Origin of the sequence: Paraburkholderia xenovorans LB400 (genome assembly GCF_000013645.1) — a bacterium.
GTDB classification, from domain to species: domain Bacteria; phylum Pseudomonadota; class Gammaproteobacteria; order Burkholderiales; family Burkholderiaceae; genus Paraburkholderia; species Paraburkholderia xenovorans.
Genome location: NC_007951.1, coordinates 487,138 through 506,099 on the forward strand (window position 1 = coordinate 487,138; position 18,962 = coordinate 506,099).

16 protein-coding genes are annotated in these 18,962 nt (G+C 63.9%); 7 read left to right on the plus strand and 9 right to left on the minus strand.

Annotation, left to right across the window (positions count from 1 at the left end; translation table 11 throughout):
- Positions 1-133: 133 nt before the first annotated feature.
- Both murU and BXE_RS02185 read right to left on the minus strand, forming a co-directional pair.
- Positions 134-859: an N-acetylmuramate alpha-1-phosphate uridylyltransferase MurU gene (murU, locus tag BXE_RS02180; RefSeq protein WP_011486799.1), complete on the minus strand. Its 726-nt coding sequence runs from the start codon at positions 857-859 to the stop codon at positions 134-136.
- A gap of 3 nt (positions 860-862) precedes the next feature.
- Complete coding sequence (locus BXE_RS02185) at positions 863-1,954, minus strand: aminoglycoside phosphotransferase family protein (protein ID WP_011486800.1); 1,092 nt, start codon at positions 1,952-1,954, stop codon at positions 863-865.
- Positions 1,955-2,176: 222 nt separating this feature from the next.
- Here BXE_RS02185 and BXE_RS02190 point away from each other — a divergent pair, with 222 nt between their 5' ends.
- The 4 genes from BXE_RS02190 (at position 2,177) to rsmA (ending at position 7,983) form a co-directional block, all read left to right on the plus strand.
- Complete coding sequence (locus BXE_RS02190) at positions 2,177-4,546, plus strand: LPS-assembly protein LptD (RefSeq protein ID WP_011486801.1); 2,370 nt, start codon at positions 2,177-2,179, stop codon at positions 4,544-4,546.
- A gap of 67 nt (positions 4,547-4,613) precedes the next feature.
- Entirely contained in the window at positions 4,614-5,975 is a 1,362-nt protein-coding gene (locus tag BXE_RS02195) for a peptidylprolyl isomerase (protein ID WP_011486802.1), read from the plus strand.
- A gap of 5 nt (positions 5,976-5,980) precedes the next feature.
- Positions 5,981-6,991, plus strand: coding sequence for a 4-hydroxythreonine-4-phosphate dehydrogenase PdxA (gene pdxA / locus BXE_RS02200; RefSeq protein ID WP_011486803.1), 1,011 nt, complete (start codon positions 5,981-5,983; stop codon positions 6,989-6,991).
- 158 nt (positions 6,992-7,149) lie between these two features.
- Complete coding sequence (rsmA, locus tag BXE_RS02205; RefSeq protein ID WP_011486804.1) at positions 7,150-7,983, plus strand: 16S rRNA (adenine(1518)-N(6)/adenine(1519)-N(6))-dimethyltransferase RsmA; 834 nt, start codon at positions 7,150-7,152, stop codon at positions 7,981-7,983.
- Between the two features lie 155 nt (positions 7,984-8,138).
- On the opposite strand, the gene BXE_RS02210 is transcribed toward rsmA, so the two are convergent.
- Positions 8,139-9,074: a DMT family transporter gene (locus BXE_RS02210; protein ID WP_038456979.1), complete on the minus strand. Its 936-nt coding sequence runs from the start codon at positions 9,072-9,074 to the stop codon at positions 8,139-8,141.
- A gap of 350 nt (positions 9,075-9,424) precedes the next feature.
- Between BXE_RS02210 and BXE_RS02215 the strand changes: the two genes are divergently transcribed.
- From BXE_RS02215 to BXE_RS02225, 3 genes are all read left to right on the plus strand, one after another.
- On the plus strand, positions 9,425-10,546 hold the full coding sequence (locus tag BXE_RS02215; protein WP_011486806.1) for a porin: 1,122 nt from the start codon (positions 9,425-9,427) through the stop codon (positions 10,544-10,546).
- 87 nt (positions 10,547-10,633) lie between these two features.
- A complete protein-coding gene (gene gloA / locus BXE_RS02220; protein WP_007179314.1) occupies positions 10,634-11,020 on the plus strand; it encodes a lactoylglutathione lyase in 387 nt (128 codons plus the stop codon).
- 27 nt (positions 11,021-11,047) lie between these two features.
- Complete coding sequence (locus tag BXE_RS02225) at positions 11,048-11,446, plus strand: hypothetical protein (protein ID WP_011486807.1); 399 nt, start codon at positions 11,048-11,050, stop codon at positions 11,444-11,446.
- Between the two features lie 80 nt (positions 11,447-11,526).
- Here the strand turns inward: BXE_RS02225 and BXE_RS02230 are convergent, their stop codons facing one another.
- The 6 genes from BXE_RS02230 to BXE_RS02255 form a co-directional block, all read right to left on the minus strand.
- Positions 11,527-12,429: a M48 family metallopeptidase gene (locus tag BXE_RS02230; protein ID WP_011486808.1), complete on the minus strand. Its 903-nt coding sequence runs from the start codon at positions 12,427-12,429 to the stop codon at positions 11,527-11,529.
- A 44-nt stretch (positions 12,430-12,473) separates the two neighbouring features.
- Positions 12,474-13,232, minus strand: coding sequence for a lysophospholipid acyltransferase family protein (locus BXE_RS02235; protein ID WP_011486809.1), 759 nt, complete (start codon positions 13,230-13,232; stop codon positions 12,474-12,476).
- Positions 13,233-13,272: 40 nt separating this feature from the next.
- Positions 13,273-13,827: a D-glycero-beta-D-manno-heptose 1,7-bisphosphate 7-phosphatase gene (gmhB, locus tag BXE_RS02240; protein WP_011486810.1), complete on the minus strand. Its 555-nt coding sequence runs from the start codon at positions 13,825-13,827 to the stop codon at positions 13,273-13,275.
- A gap of 10 nt (positions 13,828-13,837) precedes the next feature.
- A complete protein-coding gene (gene glyS / locus BXE_RS02245; RefSeq protein ID WP_011486811.1) occupies positions 13,838-15,937 on the minus strand; it encodes a glycine--tRNA ligase subunit beta in 2,100 nt (699 codons plus the stop codon).
- 15 nt (positions 15,938-15,952) lie between these two features.
- Positions 15,953-16,960: a glycine--tRNA ligase subunit alpha gene (gene glyQ, locus BXE_RS02250; protein ID WP_011486812.1), complete on the minus strand. Its 1,008-nt coding sequence runs from the start codon at positions 16,958-16,960 to the stop codon at positions 15,953-15,955.
- Between the two features lie 218 nt (positions 16,961-17,178).
- Positions 17,179-18,789: an FMN-binding glutamate synthase family protein gene (locus BXE_RS02255; protein ID WP_011486813.1), complete on the minus strand. Its 1,611-nt coding sequence runs from the start codon at positions 18,787-18,789 to the stop codon at positions 17,179-17,181.
- Positions 18,790-18,962: the final 173 nt, after the last annotated feature.

Consider the following 18,962-nt stretch of genomic DNA (forward strand, 5'->3'; position numbering starts at 1 on the left):
ATTTTTTGTGTGGTTGCCTGGCAATCGGCGCGGCGCCAGGCTTTGGCGCCAAACGCCAAACGCCAAACGCCAAACGCCAAACGCCAAACGCCAAACGCCAAACGCCAAACGCCAAACGCCAAACGCCAAACGCCTAGCTCCCGGCTCCTGCCGCGCGCAAACGCTGATCCAGTTCCCCCAACTGAGCGGGCGTGCCGACGTTCTCCCACAAGCCCTCGTACAACTCGCCACTCGCCAGACCGCGTGCAATCGTCTCGCGGTAATACGGCGTGAGCGCGCGCCGCGTGTCGCGCGGCAAATCACGGAACATGCGGGTGTCGTAAAGACCGATGTTGCCGAACGTGAAGCGCGGCTGCGCTTCGAGCGACAGCGCGCCGTCAGCCAGACCGAAGTCGCCTTCAGGATGAAACGCCGGATTAGGCACCATCACGAGATGCATGCCCGGTTCGGGCAATGCGGCGAGCTTCTCCGCGCGCGCATTCAACGTGGCGTAATCGAAGTCCGCATACACATCGCCGCTGACCGCGACGAACACTTCACTCGCGCCGCTATCTTCGAGCAGCGGCAACGCCTGCACGATGCCGCCCGCCGTCTCCAGCGCCTCGCGCTCGGGCGAGTAGCGCAACGCCACCTGCCAGCGCGAGCCGTTGCCGAGGGTGGCTTCGATCTGCTCGCCGAGCCACGCGTGGTTGATCACGATGGTTCGAAAGCCCGCCTGCGCGAGCCGTTCGATCTGCCAGACGATCAGCGGCTTGCCGCCCACTTCGAGCAAAGGCTTGGGACGCGTGTCGGTCAGCGGCCGCATGCGCTCGCCGCGGCCTGCGGCGAAAATCATTGCTTTCTTCACGGACATCGTCATCGGTCAGAAGGTGTAGCCGACTTCATTCGCGCGGCCTTCGAGATCGTCGAGCAGCCTCGCGAACGGACGCAGCGGCGCATAGCGTTCGGCGACCTTGCGCGCATAGCCGATGAAACGCGGCAGGTCCTTCATGTAGTGCGGTTTGCCGTCGCGATAGTTGATCCGGCAGAAGAGGCCCAGCACCTTGATGTGCCGTTGCAGACCCATCCATTCGAGCTGGCGGTAGAACTCGCCGAAATCGGGATCGACCGGCAGACCGGCTTTTCTGGCCCGCTCCCAGTAGTACACGAAGCAATCCAGCTCGAATTCCTCGTCCCAGCTCAGGAACGCGTCGCGCAACAGGGAGGCGACGTCGTAGGTGATCGGGCCGTACACCGCGTCCTGGAAGTCCAGCACGCCCGGGTTGACCGGCGCGGGCCCGGCGGCGACCATCAGATTGCGCGGCATGAAGTCGCGCAGCATGAACATCTGCGGCTGCGCGCGGGCGCTCGCGATCAGCAGCGCGAACGTGCGGTCCAGCACGCCACGGGTTTTTTCGTCGGCCTCGCGGCCCAGATGCCGGCCGAGAAACCACTCCGGCATCAACTCCATCTCACGGCGCAGGAAGGCTTCGTCGAAGGGCGGCAGCACGCCTTCGCGCGAAGTGAGTTGCCAGCGGATCAGCGCGTCGAGCGCGTCGCGCATTAGCGTGCGGGCGCGGTGCGGGTCGTCCTGTGGGTTGTCCGGGTTTTGCGCTTCGGTCAGCGCGCCAAGGTACGAAGCGGTGCCCAGATCCGTGACGAGCATGAAGCCGGCCTCGAAATCGACCTCCAGCACACCCGGCACGTGCACGCCGGCGGCTTCGAGCAATTGCGCGACCTGCACGAACTCGCGGCACTTTTCGGGCGGCGGGGCGTCGACGGCGATCAGCGTGGCACCGCTTTCGCCTTCCGCCGCCTTACCGGCGAGCCGGAAATAGCGGCGGAAACTGGCGTCGGACGAAGCCGGAACGAGGGTGTCGAGCTCGAGCGCATAGCGCGCCGCGTGGCCTTGCAGCCAGGCTTCGAGCAGTTCGAGACGGGTGTCGGTGGAGTCTTGGAGTGGGGGCAGCGTCATGAAAACCGGCGGCAAATTCAGAGGGGCAACGTCTTGCCATATAATACCCCACGACTTTTTTGACGCGGCTCACGCCGGCTTTCGCGTATTCCGCTTTACCGCCCGCCTCATCGTTCTACAGATTGTAAATATTGATGTGCAGCCGACTGTCACGGTCGGGGTGTGCAGGCGGTGGACCGTGACTGCAGAAGCTGACGGACTGGCCGATTCGCCAAACGATACATGCCGCCTAGACAGCTTTCCCAAACGACTCCCTCTTGTGCCGTAGTGCCGCGCAAAAGGCGGCTCGTCGCGGCGTTGATCGCCGTTCCGGGCCTGATGCCCGCGCTTGCGCACGCCCAGCTGGTGGGGGAAGCTGCGCAGCCGCAACCGATCGACGCGCCCTGGGGTATGCAGCTCGCTCCGCAGCTCGAAGAACGTCCGCTGCAGCCCGGCCAGAAGCCGGCCACGTTCGTGCTCGGCGACACCACGAGCGGCACCACCGACCAGGACATGGCCGCCAAGGGCTCGGCCGAAGTGCGCCGCAATACGGTCGTCATCAAGGCCGACGCGCTGCATTACGACCAGGACACGGACATGGCCGACGCGTACGGCTCGGTCCACGTGGTCAACAACGGCAATTCGTTCGTCGGGCCCGAAGCGCATATGCGCGTGGATTCGAGCGAAGGCTTCATGACCGCGCCGAAGTACCACTTCAACGTGACGGGCGGCTCGGGCAGCGCGGAGCGCGTCGACCTGCTCGACAACGAACGCTCGGTCTTCACCAAAGGCACCTACACGGCGTGCGCGTGCGCGGACGATCCGGCCTGGTACATCAAGGGCAGCGAGTTCGATTTCGACACCGGCGCGGACGAAGGCGTCGCCCATAACGGCGTGCTGTTCTTCCAGGGCTTTCCGGTGTTCGCTTCGCCCTGGCTGTCGTTCCCGCTCTCGGGCGAACGGCGCAGCGGGGTGCTGCCGCCCACGTTCTCGCTGAGTTCGTCGAACGGCTTCGAACTGTCGGTGCCGTATTACTTCAACATCGCGCCGAATCGCGATCTGACGCTCACGCCGCGTCTGATCTCCAAGCGCGGTGTGCAGTTGCAGTCCACGTTCCGCTATCTGTCGCCCACGTATTCCGGCTCGATCACCGGCGAATTCCTGCCGGACGATCACCTGACCAAGACCAACCGCTACGCGCTGTATATCCAGCACAACCAGAACTTCGGCAACGGGTTCGGCGGCTACATCTACTACAACAAGGTCTCGGACAACACGTATCCGGAAGACCTGTCGTCGTCGGTCAACCAGTTCATGAACGGCACCCAGCTCCTGTATCAGCAGGAAGCCGGGTTGACCTACAACAACGGTCCGTGGTCGGTGCTCGCGCGTGAACAGCACTGGCAGACGCTCACGCCGTCCGTGGCGCCGTACGGCCGCGAGCCGCAGTTGAACGTGAAGTACGCGAAGTACAACGTCGGCGGCTTCGACTACGGCGCGGAAGCCGACTACTCGAATTTCCGCATCACCACCGCGGACATGACCCAGGGTCAGCGGGTGATGTTCAACCCGTACCTGTCGTATTCGGTGGTCGGGCCGGGTTACTTCGTCACGCCGAAGGTGCAATGGCACTTTGCGTCGTACAACCTGAACCACCTGAGCGACGCCGACGTCGCGGCCGGCACGCCGAAAAACTTTACCGAATCGATCCCCACCCTCACGTTCGATACGGGACTGGTCTTCGACCGCTCGGTACGGATCTTCGGTCAGGATTACATCCAGACGCTCGAGCCGCGCCTGTACTACGTGTACACGCCGTATCGCAACCAGCAGTCGGCACCGCTGTTCGACACCGCCGATTCGGATTTCGGGCTGGCGGAGATCTTCACGCCGAACACCTTCGTCGGCAATGACCGGATCGCCGACGCGAACCGCCTGACGGCCGCCCTCACCACGCGTTTCATCGACGCGGCCACGGGCGACGAACGGGCGCGTTTCGTGATCGCGCAGCAGTATTACTTTCAGGATCAGCGGGTCACGCTGCAGTCGACTCAAACCAGCGCGCAGGCCACCCATTCGGACCTGATCGCGGGTGCGTCCCTCAAGCTCGGCGCCGGTTTCGCTTCGGAAACGGCGTTCCAATATAATGCCGACAACAACCAGTTGGTGAAGACGAGCGTCGGCTTCGGGTTCAGTCCGGCCACCGGCAAGGTGATCAACGTCGCGTACCGCTACACCCGCGCGAACACCACGCTGGACAACACGCCGATCAATCAGGTGCTGATTTCGGGCCAATGGCCGCTCGCGCACCGCGTGTACGGGGTCGGCCGTTTCAATTACGACCTGGGCGGGCACCGGATCGTCGACGGCCTGGTCGGCCTGCAATACGACGCCGACTGCTGGACGCTCGGCGCCGGGATCCAGCGCTATGCGAACGGCCTGAACACCTCCGGGCAGAATCAGTCGAGCACGCGGTTTCTCGCGCAGTTGACGTTCAAGGGCTTGTCGAGCGTCGACAACGGGCTGATGACCGCGTTCCGCAGCAGCGTGGCGGGCTACACGCCGTTGCCGCCGCCGCCGCCGCCGGAATCGCGTTTCACCAATTACGAATGACGCTCGCCCGATCATTTATAAAGTGCGAAAAGACGGGCCAGGCGCGCCCGACATCATTGGAGTATCTGTGGCAATCATGAAAAAGCTTCGCTTGGCAACGCTTGCGGCCGGTCTTGCGGCCGCGGCGTCTTTCCTGTCGGTTGCGCCGGTGCAGGCGCAAGCGCTCTCCGGCAGTGGCGGCCAGACGGTCGACACCATTGCCGCAGTGGTCAACAACGGTGTCATCACGCGGCGCGAACTCGACGAACGCATGGGCCTGATCACCCGCCGCCTGAACCAGCAGAACGCGCCGGTCCCGCCAATGGACCAGCTGCGCCAGCAGGTGCTCAACCAGATGGTGCTGGAACGCATCCAGTTGCAGAAGGCGAAAGAAGACGGCATCACTATCGACGACGCCACCGTGCAAAAAACGCTCGAACGGCTTGCCGCGGCGAACAACCTGACACTCGACGTGTACCGCTCGCGGATCGAGGCGCAAGGCGTGCCCTGGACCACGTTCACCAGCGACGCGCGGACCGAACTCACGCTCTCGCGCCTGCGCGAGAAGGAAGTGGACAGCAAGGTCACGGTCTCGGACGCCGAAGTCGCGAACTACATTGCCAGCCAGCGCGGCCCGAACGCCGGCCTGACGAGCGACCTGCATTTGCAGCACATTTTTCTGAAGGCGCCGCTGAACGCGTCCGAAACCGATATCGAAGCGGCACAGCGGAAGGCTCAGGCGTTGCTCGCCGAGGCCAAGGGCGGCGCCAACTTCGAAAAGCTGGCGAAGTCGAATTCGCAAGCGCCGGATGCATCGAAAGGCGGGGACACGGGTTTCGTTTCGCCGTCCAAACTGCCGCCTGAATTCGTCAAGGCTGCATCGGCACTGCGCCCGGGCGAGGTCAATCCGGATCTGATCCGCACCAGCGACGGTTTCGAGATCGTGCGGCTAGTCGATCGCCGCGCGGGGCAGGGCACCAGCTCGGATGCGCCGAAGCTCGTGCAAACGCACGTGCGTCACATTCTGCTGCGCGTCGGCGACGGCATGTCGGAGCCGCAGGCGCGCCAGAAGCTGCTCGAAATCAAGAACGAGATCGCCGCGGGCGGCGACTTCGCCAAATTCGCGCACACCTACTCGCAAGACGGTTCGTCGTCGCAAGGCGGTGACCTCGGCTGGATCAGCCCGGGCGAGACGGTGCCGGAATTCGAGCGCGCGATGAACAGCCTGCAGGACGGCCAGATCAGCGACCCGGTTCGCAGCGAATATGGCTACCACCTGATTCAGGTGCTGGGCCGCCGCGAATCCGAAGGCTCGGTCGCGCAGCAGATGGATCTGGCGCGCCAGGCCATCGGCCAGCGCAAGGCGGAACAGGCCTACGCCGACTGGTTGCGCGAACTGCGCGACACCGCGTATGTCGAAGTGAAGCCCACGCTGTCGAGCACGCAATAACCGTCATGACAACCGCCGCCCAGTCCGTCCGCCCACCGTTGCAGATCGCGATCACGACCGGCGAGCCCGCCGGCGTCGGCCCCGAGCTGACGGCGCAGGCGCTCGCCGGCGCGGCGGCGCATTGGCCCCACGCGCAGTTCATCGTGCTGGGCGACGCGGACCTGCTGGCCGAACGCGCGCGCGCCGTGGGTGTCGATTGGCGCGCGCTGGTGGCGGACGGCAAGCGCGTGCGCCTGCAACACCGGCCGCTTGCGGCGCCTGCGGTCGCGGGCAAGCTGAACGCGGCCAACGGCCGCTACGTGCTCGATCTGCTCGACAGCGCAATCGACGCAGCGGTGGCCGGCACCTTCGACGCGATCGTGACCGCGCCGCTGCAAAAGAGCACCATCAACGACGCCGGCGTGCCGTTCACCGGCCACACCGAATATCTGGCCGAGCGCACGCATACGCCGCGCGTGGTGATGATGCTGGCCGGCACCGGCAAGCGGCCGTTGCGGGTCGCGCTGGCAACCACGCATCTGCCGCTCAAGGATGTTTCCGCCGCGCTGTCGATCGAAGGCATTCTCGAAACGCTTCGCATCATCGATCACGATTTGCGGCATCACTTCGGCTTGCCGGCGCCGCGTATTCTCGTGACCGGGCTGAACCCGCACGCGGGCGAAAACGGTTATCTTGGCCGCGAGGAAATCGAGGTCATCACGCCGGCGCTAAAGCTCGCGGACGCTCAAGGCATCGACGCGCGCGGCCCGTACCCGGCCGACACGCTGTTCCAGCCGCGTTACCTGGAGCAGGCCGACTGCGTGCTGGCCATGTTCCACGACCAGGGTCTGCCGGTGTTGAAGTACGCCACGTTCGGCGAAGGCATCAATGTCACGCTCGGCTTGCCGATCATCCGCACTTCGGTCGATCACGGCACCGCGCTCGACCTGGCGGGCACGGGCCGCGCCGACGCGGGCAGCCTGATCGCTGCGATCGATACGGCGGTGTCGATGGCGCAGCATCGCCGCGCGGGCTGATTCGGCGCCGCGGCGCCTTGCACGTTCGTTGCGCGTTCGTTGCGCGTTTTATACGCTGCCGCGGGCAGCAGGTGCGGCACGGCGCGCCCGCGCAACCAAGCGCATCGAGCAGCAGGTTCTTTTTTTCCCAAGCAGTTCTCTTTCTTAGCGTTTCTTCGATGTCCACCAGCAGACAGCAACAGGGCCGGCACCAAGGTCATATCGCGCGCAAGCGTTTCGGTCAGAATTTTCTGGTCGACATGGGCGTGATCGATTCGATCGTCGACGTCATCCGGCCGCAGCGCGGCGAGCGCATGGTCGAGATCGGGCCGGGTCTCGGCGCGCTCACCGAGCCGCTGATCGAGCGTCTGGCGACGCCGGAAGCGCCGTTGCACGCCGTCGAACTGGATCGTGATCTGATCGGCCGTCTGAAGACGAAATTCGGCGACCTGCTCGAACTGCACGCGGGTGACGCGCTCGCGTTCGACTTCGGCTCGCTGGCCGCGCCCGGCGACAAGGCGTCGCTGCGCATTGTCGGCAATCTGCCGTACAACATTTCGAGCCCCTTGCTGTTTCATCTCACGGCGTTCGCGCATTGCGTGATCGATCAGCACTTCATGCTGCAGAACGAAGTGGTCGAGCGGATGGTGGCGGAGCCGGGCACCAAGGCGTTCAGCCGTCTCTCGGTGATGCTGCAATACCGCTACGTGATCGACAAGCAACTCGACGTGCCGCCCGAAGCGTTCAACCCGCCGCCGAAGGTCGATTCGGCGATCGTGCGGATGATCCCGTACGAACTGCATGAACTGCCGCCCGTCGACGAGCGCGTGCTCGGTGAACTGGTGACGGCCGCGTTCTCGCAGCGCCGCAAGATGCTGCGCAACACGCTTGCCGCGTATCGCGATTCGGTGGATTTCGAAGGGCTGGGCTTCGACTTGCAGCGCCGTGCCGAAGACGTGCCGGTGGCGGAATACGTGCGCGTCGCGCAGATCGTGGCAGCCAGCAAGGCTTAAGCGGTGGGCGTGGACGGTTGAGCTGCGAACTGGCGGCTTCGACGCGCTTGCGCTCGAAGTGGCCAGCCGTTGTTGCGGTGCCCGAATTCATCACCCGCGAATTCGTCGCCCCCGAATTCGTTACCCCCGAATTCATCGCCCATCTCGCCACTGCCCTAAACCGTCACCCGCTTTGCCGGCGCGTTGACCAGCGCAATGCCGGTCAGCACCAGCACCGCAGCCATCAGAAAACGCAGGCTGAACGACTCGCCGAGCAGCAGCACGCCGAAGGTCACGCCGAATAGCGGCGTGAGGAACGAGAACACCGACAGGCGCGACGCGATATAGCGCGTCAGCAACCAGAACCACACCAGATAGCTGACGAACGCCACCACCACGGCCTGATACGCGAGGCTCACCATTGCCAGCGGCGTGACGGTTTCCACGCGCGCCTGGCCGAGTGCGAGTGCAAGCGCGAGCAGGACCGCCGCCGACACCGTCAGTTGATAGAACAGCGTCTTGCTGGCGCTCGAATGAGCGAGGCGCGTGGCGCGCACCACCACGGTGGTCGCGGCCCACGCGATGCCGGCCAGCACGCCGAGCGCGTCGCCGGCGACACCCGTCAGCACCGGGCTTTGCGCGGCGCGGCCATGCAGGAAGCCGTCCGCGAACGCGAGCGCCATGCCCGCGAATGCCACGAAGATGCCGAGCCACTGAATGCGCCGCATGCGTTCGCCGTCGACGAACCAGTGCAGACCGAGCGCCGTGAAGCACGGCGCGGTGTACAGAAAGACCGCCATGCGCGACGCGCTGGTCAGCGTCAGGCCGAGAAAAATGCACACGAACTCGCTGGCGAACAGCACGCCCGCGAGCAGGCCGGCGCCCAGGGTGCCGTCGTCGCGAAAGAGCGGCGTGCCGCGTGAGCGCGCCCAGCCCCATACCAGTACCGCCGCGATCGCCGAGCGCAGGCCGGCCTGAAAAACCGGCGGCAGCGCCACGTTGGTGCTCTTGATCGCGACTTGCTGGAGACCCCAGATCGCGCACAGGCCGATCATCAGGAGGATGGCGAAGCTATCCGGGGCGCGGCGTGCGGGCAGTGCGGAGGTGCTCATTGGGCGGAGGCGGGTCGGGAACAGGTCGTACGATAGCAAACCTGCCCACCTCGCCAACCGATGACCCCACCGCCTACGCGTGCTTCTTACAGGCCGCAAGTTTTTTGCTGATTTCACAACACCTGCGCAACACCTTTATCAGACTAATTTCGCACTCTTGCCTTTTCGCGCTAAGGTTCAGCCACAAACGTTTCATCAGGACTTTCGCACCGGCTGCATCCGGTGCGGTGCAAGGCTTCCCAGTACGAAGAATGCGAAGAACAGGCGGCCAGCATGCTGGTGTCGCTGGACCATCCGCCACGGCAGACGAACCTGATCCGCGTAACGCGGAGCCTGTACGAGGAAAAGCGATGAAGAACGTAGGCAGGTGGGCCGCGGCCGCAGTGCCCGCGGCGTTGGCGTCGTTGGGGTGCCAGATGGCGTACGCGCAATCCAGCGTGACGCTGTACGGCGTGGTCGACGAAAGCGTGCGCTATCTGACTCACGCGAACGCGGCCGGCGATTCGTCGATCGGACTCGGCAACGGCGGCATGACGCAGAGCCGCTGGGGATTGAAGGGCGTCGAGGATCTGGGCGGCGGCTGGTCTACCTTCTTCAAACTCGAAAACCGCATCTATATCAATAGCGGCCAAAGCGATCCCACACTGCCGTTCTTCAACGAAGCGCAGGTCGGCGTGCGCTCCGATTCGTACGGTCAGATCATTCTCGGTCGTCAGTACAACGTCGTGATCGAAGGCGTCACGGTGGCCGGCTACGGCAGCAATTCCTGGATCCCATACGACTTCAGCTTTCAACCTGAAGTGACGATGACGGGCGGCATCTGGACCAGCAACCAGGTGCAATATCAGGCGAGATATAACGGCTTCACGTTCGCGGCCGGCTACGCATTCGGCGGCAACGCGGGCAATTCCTACGGCAGTCAGATCGGCGCGGCCGCGGCTTATAAACCGGAAGGCGGTCCGTTCAGCCTGGGCGGCGCGTACGAGGAGTCGAAGGATTCCGTCAACGGCGCGGCGGCGAAGACATGGACCTTCGGCGGCGCGTACACGTGGAATCTGACGCGCTTTTCCGCCGGCTACATCGTCAATCAGAACGACGCGGGCTTTTCGAATTTCGCCAACGGGCCGTTCACCGCGCCCGTGCTGGCGGCTCTCAAGTACACGGACTTTGCGCGGCGCCGCATGATCATGGGCGGCATCACGCAACAGGTGAGCAACAAGTGGCACTTTGCAGCGAACGTCTGGCGCACGCTGCAGGACGGCAAGACGGCGGCGCAGGACGGCTCGGCCTGGCAGTACCAACTGGTGGCGGACTACAACCTGTCCAGACGCACCGACATCTATCTGGAAGGCGATTATTCGATCTATCGTGGCGATCTGATCGGTGCGCAACTGCAGGGCGTCAACGGCGTCGGGCTTGCGCAGAAGGGCTCGCAGATCGGGTTGATGGCAGGCGTGCGGCATCAGTTCTGAGTGCGGCTTTCCGTTTGGCACGCTCTGCAGCGGCGCGTGATTCCGGGTACATTTACGGTCTCGCTATCATGCAACAGGGAGTGCACAATGCGCCTGCTTCACACCATGCTCCGGGTCGGCGACCTGGATCGCTCGATTGCCTTTTACACCGAACTGCTCGGCATGAAACTGCTGCGCCGCGACGATTATCCGGACGGCAAATTCACGCTGGCATTCGTCGGTTACGAAGATGAGCGCGACGGCACCGTGCTCGAACTCACCCACAACTGGGACACGCCTTCTTACGACCTCGGCACCGGTTTCGGCCACCTCGCCGTCGAAGTGGACGACGCCTACGCCGCATGTGACAGAATCAAGGCACAAGGCGGCACGGTGGTGCGCGAAGCCGGCCCGATGAAGCACGGCACGACCGTGATCGCATTCGTCACGGATCCGGACGGCTACAAGATCGAGTTCATCCAGAAGAAGAAATGAAGCAGGGCGGCGGGGCGAGATCGAACGATGAATAACAGCAATCCCTACTTCAAGGAACTCGACGAGATCCACGTCGAACTCGCGGCCCTGTTCGACGGTTCCGCGGACGAAGGCGCGCTGCAACGAATCATGGCGCGCTTCGCGCCGCAATTCACGCTGGTCATGACGTCAGGCATCGCACTGGATTATGCCGGCTTGCGCGAGACATTCTCGAAGCTGCGCGGCACGCGTCCAGGCTCGCAAATCAGCATCCGCGACAAGGAGATCGTCGCCGAATATCCGTCAGGGGCGGTGGTGAAATATCGCGAGTATCAGCGCGACAACACCGGCAACGCAAACGTGCGGCGCTCCACGGCGGTGATGGATCTCAACGCGCACGGCAAGGTGACGTGGCGTCATCTGCAGGAAACGTTCTGCTCGGAATGAGCGGCAGAGTGTGAGAAGCCGGCGCTTCAGTTTGAAGTTGAAGCGCCGGCTTCAAGGCGCGAGGTGCCAGGCCCGAGGCCTTAAAGCGTCGGCAGCAATTCCGGCGGATGCGACTTCAACGTCTGCCGCGCCTCGCGGAACTCCGGAAAAATCGATTCGACGGTTTGCCAGAAACGCGGGCTGTGATTCATTTCACGCAGATGGGCGAGTTCGTGAGCGACCACGTAATCGATGATGGAAAGCGGAAAGTGAATCAGCCGCCAGTTCAGGCGAATCTTGCCGTCACTCGAACAACTGCCCCAACGCGTCGCCGCTGAAGAAAGCGCGTACGCGCGATAGTTCACGCCCAGCTTTTCCGCGTAAATGGCGAGCCGCTCGCCGAACAGGCGCTTTGCTTCGCCTTGCAGCCAGCCTTGCACGCGGTCCTTGATCTGCTGCGGGTCTGCTTGCAACGGCAACGGCACTTGCAGTGCCGCGTCTTCCGCGCTGAACGCGAGCGTGCCTTGCGGCGAGCCGAGCTTCACGCGCACGGGCTGACCGAGATACGGCACTTCGGCGCCGTCTTTCCAGTCGACCTTCGGCAATGCGCGCTGCTCGACACGCGTTTGCCATTCGATCAGCTTCGTGAAAATCCAGCGCTGCTTTTCGGTGATCGCGGTTTCGATATCGGCGAGCGTGACCCAACGCGGTGCTGTGATCGTCAGGCCGGTGCTGTCGATCGCAAATCCGATCGAGCGGCGCGCCGAACGCTTGAGGACGTAATGGAGCGTGCGCGAGCCGATTGCGAGGCTGCGCAGCTTGCTGCCATCCGGTGCGGGCGGCACGGCCGCTTGCTGGCCGCCTGGCGAGCTCTGCGAAGCGCCGGGCGTTGGTGCGGAAGGTGAAGGAGACGACGACGTCGACCCCGGCTCGGCGAAGAGCGGGAGATCGAGTTGCCGGTTATCGAGCGCCGCAGCGGGCTGCGGCGTAGGAGACTTCTGCATCGGATTCGGCTTCGCGCTAATACGCCTTCGAGGGCGTGGGCGCGTCAGATTGGTGCGGCGGCGGAACTGCTTTCCGCCGCGCGGTACGCGGTAGGATCGATGCGACGCATTTCAGCTTCGATCCACCGTTCGACGCGCGTGTTCACTTCATCGGGCGTGAGCCCCGTCGTCTCGATCGGCTTGCCGATCGACACTGTGACTATACCCGCATATTTGAGAAACGAGTTGCGAGGCCACACACGTCCTGCGTTGTGTGCGATCGGCACGACCGGTGCGCCGGTCGCTATCGCGAAACGCGCGCCACCGGTTTTGTACTTGCCTTGCGTGCCGGTGCGGGTGCGTGTGCCTTCCGGAAACATGATGACCCACGCGCCTTCCGCCATGCGCGCCTTGCCTTGTTTAATGACGGATTCGAACGCGTACTTGCCTTCCTTGCGATCGATGTGAACCATCTTCAGCAGGCCGAGCGCCCAGCCGAAAAACGGCACGTACAGCAATTCACGCTTGAACACGTAGCACAGCGGCCGCGGCATCAACGCCGGAAACGCCAGCGTTTCCCATGCCGATTGATGCTTGGAGAGCAGCACGGCGGGACCGTCGGGGAGGTTCTCCATGCCCTCGATCCGGTAGCGGATACCGTTCAGCCAGCGCACCGTATGCAGCGTGGCGCGACACCAGCCGGCGGCCATCCAGTAGCGCTTGTCGGCGCGCATGAACGGAAATGCGATGAAGCATGCAGTCGCGTACGGCACCGTGAACAGAACGAAGTAGATCAGCAGAAGCAAAGAACGGATGAAGCGCATCGGCGTGGTCAGTGAGGAATGGGGACGCGCGTGGCGCGCGTCACTCTTGAGCGTCGGCGAGGAAGTCGAGCGCGAACGCACGCAGGTCGTCGTGCACGATCGTGCCTTCGGGCAAGCCGCCGGCCGCGAGCGTTTTGCGGCCCTTGCCCGTCAGCACCAGGTGAACCGGATGGCCGAGCGCCGCGCCGGCTTGCAGATCGCGCATGGCGTCGCCCACTACCGGCGTATTTTCCGGATCGACCTCGAAGCGCTCCGTGATCATCTTCAGCATGCCGGGCTTCGGCTTGCGGCATTCGCAGTGGTCCTCCGCCGTGTGCGGGCAGAAGAACACCGCGTCGATGCGCCCGCCGACGGCGGCCGCCATGCGATGCATCTTCAGGTGCATTGCATTGAGCGCGTTCATGTCGAACAGGCCGCGGCCGATGCCCGACTGGTTGGTCGCGATCGCCACGCGGTAGCCCGCCTGGTTCAGACGCGCGATGGCTTCCAGCGCACCGGGCAGGGCGACCCATTCGTCCGGCGACTTGATGAACGCGTCGGAGTCGACGTTGATCACGCCGTCGCGGTCGAGGATCACCACTTTTTTGGTCGGCATGGCGCGGGGCTCAGGCGGCGAGTCGGGAAATGTCGGCGACGCAGTTCATCTGCTGATGCAGTGCGCCGAGCAAGGCCAGACGGTTGGCGCGCAACGCGGGATCTTCGGCGTTGACCATCACGTCGTTGAAGAACGTGTCGACCGGTTCGCGCAACGCGGCGAGCGCGGTCAGCGCACCCGTATAGTCGCGCGCGGCCAGTTGCGACTGCACGCGCGGCGCGACCTGTTCGAGTTGCGCATGCAGGGCTTTTTCCGCCGCTTCGACGAGCAGCGTGACCTGCACACCGCCGGTCGCCGCGCCTTCCGACTTCTTCAGGATGTTCGAGATGCGCTTGTTGGCCGCCGCGAGCGAAGCCGCTTCAGCCAGCGACGCGAATTCGCGCACTGCATCCAGACGCGCGACGATGTCGTCCAGGCGCGTGGGGTTCAGCGCCAGCACCGCGTCGATTTCGCCCGGCGCATAGCCGCGCTCGCGCAGCAGACCGCGCAGCCGGTCCATGCTGAACTCGTAAATGGCTTGCGTCGAATCGACGACGTTCGGCACCGCGGCGAATTGCGCGTAAGCGTTGCGCAGCAGTTCGACGAAGTCGACCGGCAGTTGCTTCTCGACCAGAATGCGCAGCACGCCGAGCGCGTGACGGCGCAACGCGAACGGGTCTTTCTCGCCGGTGGGTTGCAGGCCGATGCCCCAGATGCCGACCAGCGTTTCGAGCTTGTCGGCCAGCGCGACGACGGTGCCGGTTGCGGTAGCGGGCAATGCGTCGCCGGAGAAACGCGGCTGATAGTGTTCCGAGCACGCGAGCGCGACTTCTTCCGGCTCGCCGTCGTGGCGCGCGTAGTAGGTGCCCATCGTGCCTTGCAGCTCGGGGAATTCGCCGACCATGTCGGTGATCAGATCGGCCTTGGCGAGGCGCGCGGCGCGCTTCGCGAGCGCCACGTCCGCGCCGATCAGTCCGGCAATCGCGCCGGCCAGCGCTTCGACGCGCTCCACGCGTTGCAGTGCCGAGCCCAGCTTGTTGTGATACACGACGTTCGCGAGCAGCGGCACGCGATCGGCGAGCGTCTTCTTCTTGTCCTGCTCGAAGAAGAACTTCGCGTCGGCCAGACGCGGACGCACCACGCGCTCGTTGCCTTCCACGATATCGCCCGGCGTGGACGTTTCGATATTCGACACGATCAGGAAGCGCGAGCGCAGCTTGCCGTTCGCATCGGTCAGCGCGAAGTATTTCTGGTTGGTCTGCATGGTGAGGATCAGGCATTCCTGCGGCACTTGCAGGAATTCGTCCTCGAAACGGCACGCATAAACCACCGGCCATTCGACCAGCGACGTCACTTCGTCCAGCAGCGATTCCGGCATCACCACCTGGTCGCCGTTTGCTTGCGCGAGCAGATGCGTGCGGATGGTCTCCTTTCGATCGGAGAAATTCGCCACTACGCGGCCTTTGTGCAGCAGCGTCTCGGCGTACGAATCCGCGTGCTGGATCTGCACGAAACCTTCGGAGAGGAAACGGTGGCCGAGCGTGGTGTCGTCGGCGTCGATGCCGAGCGCGCTCACCGGCACGATCTGTTCGCCATGCAGCGCGATGAGGCGATGCGCCGGACGCACGAATTGCACGTTGGTGCCGTCCGGACGCTGATACGTCATGACCTTCGGAATGGGCAGCCTGGCGAGCGTTTCGTCGAGCGCGCTTTGCAGGCCTTCGGCGAGCGTGGCGCCGGGCGCGGCATAGCGCAGGAAGAACGCTTCAGCCTTGCCGTCCTGTGCGCGCTCCAGGTCGTTCACCGAAAAATCGGGGAAGCCGAGCGCGGCGAGTTTCTTGGCGAGCGGCGCGGTGGGCTGGCCGTCTTTATCCAACGCGACGGAAACCGGCAGCACTTTTTCACGCACGTGTTTTTCCGGCGCGACCGCGCGCACGTTCTTGATCGTGACGGCGAGGCGGCGCGGCGTGGCATAACGTTCGAACGACAATTCGCCTTCGACCAGGTCGCGCGCCGCGAGGCGCTGCGCAATGCCTTCAGCGAAGGCGTCGCCGAGACGCGCGAGCGCTTTCGGCGGCAATTCTTCGGTCAGCAGCTCGACGAGCAGGGTAGCTTGATGGGGTTGAGTCATTTCTTGATGTTCTCGTCAGTCCTGGTCGATCTTGCGTTCGACTTTCAGCGGCGGCGCCCATGCGGGCATGGCGGCGTCCTGTTCGTCAGTCGTGAGGCCGGGTACGCCGTGCACCGGATTGCCGAGCATCGGGAAACCGAGCTTCTCGCGCGAATCGTAGTAAGCCTGGGCGACCAGCTTCGACAGCGCACGAATGCGGCCGATATATGCCGCGCGTTCCGTGACCGAAATGGCGCCGCGCGCGTCGAGCAGGTTGAACGTGTGGCCGGCTTTCAGCACCAGCTCATAGGCGGGCAGCGCGATCTGCGCTTCGATCATGCGTTTGGCTTCGGCTTCGTAGCTGTTGAAGATCGAGAACAGCAACTCGACGTTCGCGTGCTCGAAGTTGTAGGCGGACTGTTCGACTTCGTTCTGATGGTAGACGTCGCCATAAGTCAGGCGACGCAGTTCGGGGCCGTTCGGGCCTTGCTCTTCCCACTCCGTCCAGACCAGGTCGTAGACGTTTTCGACCTTCTGCAAATACATGGCGAGGCGCTCGAGGCCATACGTGATTTCGCCGAGCACCGGCTTGCAGTCCAGACCGCCAACCTGCTGGAAGTAGGTGAACTGGGTCACTTCCATGCCGTTCAGCCACACTTCCCAGCCGAGACCCCAGGCGCCGAGCGTGGGGTTTTCCCAGTCGTCTTCCACGAAGCGCACGTCGTTCTGCTTCAGGTCGAAGCCGAGGGCTTCGAGCGAGCCGAGGTACAGGTCGAGGATATTTTCCGGCGCCGGCTTGAGCACCACCTGGTACTGGTAGTAGTGCTGCAGACGGTTCGGGTTCTCGCCGTAGCGGCCGTCTTTCGGACGGCGCGACGGTTGCACGTACGCCGCGCGCCACGGCTCGGGGCCGATCGCGCGCAGGAAAGTATGGACGTGGGACGTGCCCGCGCCGACTTCCATGTCGATTGGCTGGAGCAACGCGCAACCCTGCTTGTCCCAGTACGACTGCATTGTCAGGATGATTTGCTGAAACGTGAGCATGAAGTGCCTTTCGGGCATGGGGCCGCGCCGTGAACGCCGAAGCGCGCCGGGGTGGCCGTGGAGCGAAGTGCTAAACCAGAGATTTTAACGGAAAGGGAGGGGGGTGTCCGTTTTGCGGGGTCGGACGGGAGTTGGCGGGTTCTCTGGACGACGAAGAGCTGCGTTTTGCGGCTCTTCGTCAACAGGCGTGCGTCAAACGCGGCTCTTCGGCAAGCCAATCACGTCGCCGCCAACTCCACCTTCGGCGAGAACGAATCGCTTTGCGCCACCGGCCAGTACTTCTCGAACAGCGAGTAGCGATAATTGCCGTTGAGCAGATCGTTCGGATCGAGATACTTCAGCAGCTCCGACATCAACTGCACCTCGTGCGACGACACGCGCCGCACGATGTGATGCGCGCGCAGCTCAGCCGGATGCTTCAACCCCGCGGCCTGAATGATTTCCTTCAGCGCATGCAGCGTGTTGTGATGGAAATTGAAGACGCGGTCTGCCTTGTCGGGAACCACCAGGGCGCGCTGGCGCACCGGGTCCTGCGTCGCGACGCCGGTCGGGCAGCGCCCGGTGTGGCAGGTCTGCGCCTGAATGCAGCCCACCGCGAACATGAAGCCGCGCGCCGCGTTGACCCAGTCCGCGCCAATAGCGAGCGTTTTGGTAATGTCGAACGCGGTGATCATCTTGCCGCTCGCGCCAATGCGAATACGTTGCCGCAAGCCGATGCCCACCAGCGTGTTGTGCACCAGCAGCAGGCCTTCCTGCAACGGCACGCCGACGTGATCCGTGAATTCCAGCGGCGCCGCGCCCGTGCCGCCTTCCGCGCCGTCCACCACGATAAAGTCAGGCAGGATGCCCGTTTCCAGCATCGCCTTTGCAATGCCGAAAAATTCCCACGGGTGCCCGATACACAGCTTGAACCCGGTCGGCTTGTCGCCCGACAGCGTGCGCAGACGGTCGACGAATTCCAGCAGGCCGCGCGGCGTGGAGAACTCCGAGTGCGTGGCCGGCGAGATGCAGTCGCGGCCCATCGGCACGCCTCGTGTTTCGGCGATTTCCGGCGTGATCTTGGCGGCCGGCAGCACGCCGCCGTGACCCGGCTTCGCGCCTTGCGAGAGCTTCACCTCGATCATCTTCACTTGCGGCTCGGCGGCCTGCTTCGCGAACTTCTCCGCGCTGAAGGTGCCGTCTTCGTTGCGGCAGCCGAAGTAGCCCGAGGCGATTTCCCAGATGATGTCGCCGCCGTGCTCGCGGTGATACTTCGACATCGAGCCTTCGCCGGTGTCGTGCGCGAAGTTGCCTTTTTTCGCGCCGAGGTTCAGCGCCATGATCGCGTTCGCCGACAGCGAGCCGAAGCTCATTGCCGAGACGTTGAAGATCGACATCGAATAAGGCTGCGCGCGATCCGGTCCGACGACGATGCGGAAGTCGTGGCTATCGAGCCTGGTCGGCGCGAGCGAGTGGCTGATCCATTCGTGCGCAACGGCCTTGACGTCGAGCTCCGTGCCGTACGGGCGGCTGTCGACGTCGTTCTTCGCGCGCTGATAGACGATGCTGCGCTGGGCGCGCGAGAACGGCTTTTCGTCGGTATCGCCTTCAACGAAATACTGGCGGATTTCCGGCCGGATGAATTCGAACAGGAACCGGAAGTGGCCCCACAGCGGATAGTTGCGCAGGATCGCGTGACGCTGCTGTGTCAGGTCGAACAGCCCGAGCGCGACGAGCGCGAGCGGCACGATGATCCAGAACCACGAAATGTGATGCGTGGCGGCGAACGCCGCACAGACCGCGAACAGCGCGGCTGCGCACCACATGGCGAGATAACGTCGAGAAAACATGGGGACTCCGGTGCAGTGAGGATCGTCACGGCGGGATCGCCAGCGCCGTTGGCGCCGGCGGAATCCGTCGTGAAGGAAAACGGGCGACTGCGTGTCATGGTGACGCGAATGGTGACGCGAGTTGCCGCTTGAACAGCGAACGCATGGACGCCGCGAGCAGATTCAGCCGTGCC

Coding starts and splice junctions, on each gene's coding strand:
- murU (WP_011486799.1), bottom strand. CDS start 859: ATGACGATGTCCGTGAAGAAAGCAATGATTTTCGCCGCAGGCCGCGGC.
- BXE_RS02185 (WP_011486800.1), bottom strand. CDS start 1,954: ATGACGCTGCCCCCACTCCAAGACTCCACCGACACCCGTCTCGAACTG.
- BXE_RS02190 (WP_011486801.1), top strand. CDS start 2,177: ATGCCGCCTAGACAGCTTTCCCAAACGACTCCCTCTTGTGCCGTAGTG.
- pdxA (WP_011486803.1), top strand. CDS start 5,981: ATGACAACCGCCGCCCAGTCCGTCCGCCCACCGTTGCAGATCGCGATC.
- rsmA (WP_011486804.1), top strand. CDS start 7,150: ATGTCCACCAGCAGACAGCAACAGGGCCGGCACCAAGGTCATATCGCG.
- BXE_RS02210 (WP_038456979.1), bottom strand. CDS start 9,074: ATGAGCACCTCCGCACTGCCCGCACGCCGCGCCCCGGATAGCTTCGCC.
- BXE_RS02215 (WP_011486806.1), top strand. CDS start 9,425: ATGAAGAACGTAGGCAGGTGGGCCGCGGCCGCAGTGCCCGCGGCGTTG.
- gloA (WP_007179314.1), top strand. CDS start 10,634: ATGCGCCTGCTTCACACCATGCTCCGGGTCGGCGACCTGGATCGCTCG.
- BXE_RS02225 (WP_011486807.1), top strand. CDS start 11,048: ATGAATAACAGCAATCCCTACTTCAAGGAACTCGACGAGATCCACGTC.
- BXE_RS02230 (WP_011486808.1), bottom strand. CDS start 12,429: ATGCAGAAGTCTCCTACGCCGCAGCCCGCTGCGGCGCTCGATAACCGG.
- BXE_RS02235 (WP_011486809.1), bottom strand. CDS start 13,232: ATGCGCTTCATCCGTTCTTTGCTTCTGCTGATCTACTTCGTTCTGTTC.
- gmhB (WP_011486810.1), bottom strand. CDS start 13,827: ATGCCGACCAAAAAAGTGGTGATCCTCGACCGCGACGGCGTGATCAAC.
- glyS (WP_011486811.1), bottom strand. CDS start 15,937: ATGACTCAACCCCATCAAGCTACCCTGCTCGTCGAGCTGCTGACCGAA.
- glyQ (WP_011486812.1), bottom strand. CDS start 16,960: ATGCTCACGTTTCAGCAAATCATCCTGACAATGCAGTCGTACTGGGAC.
- BXE_RS02255 (WP_011486813.1), bottom strand. CDS start 18,789: ATGTTTTCTCGACGTTATCTCGCCATGTGGTGCGCAGCCGCGCTGTTC.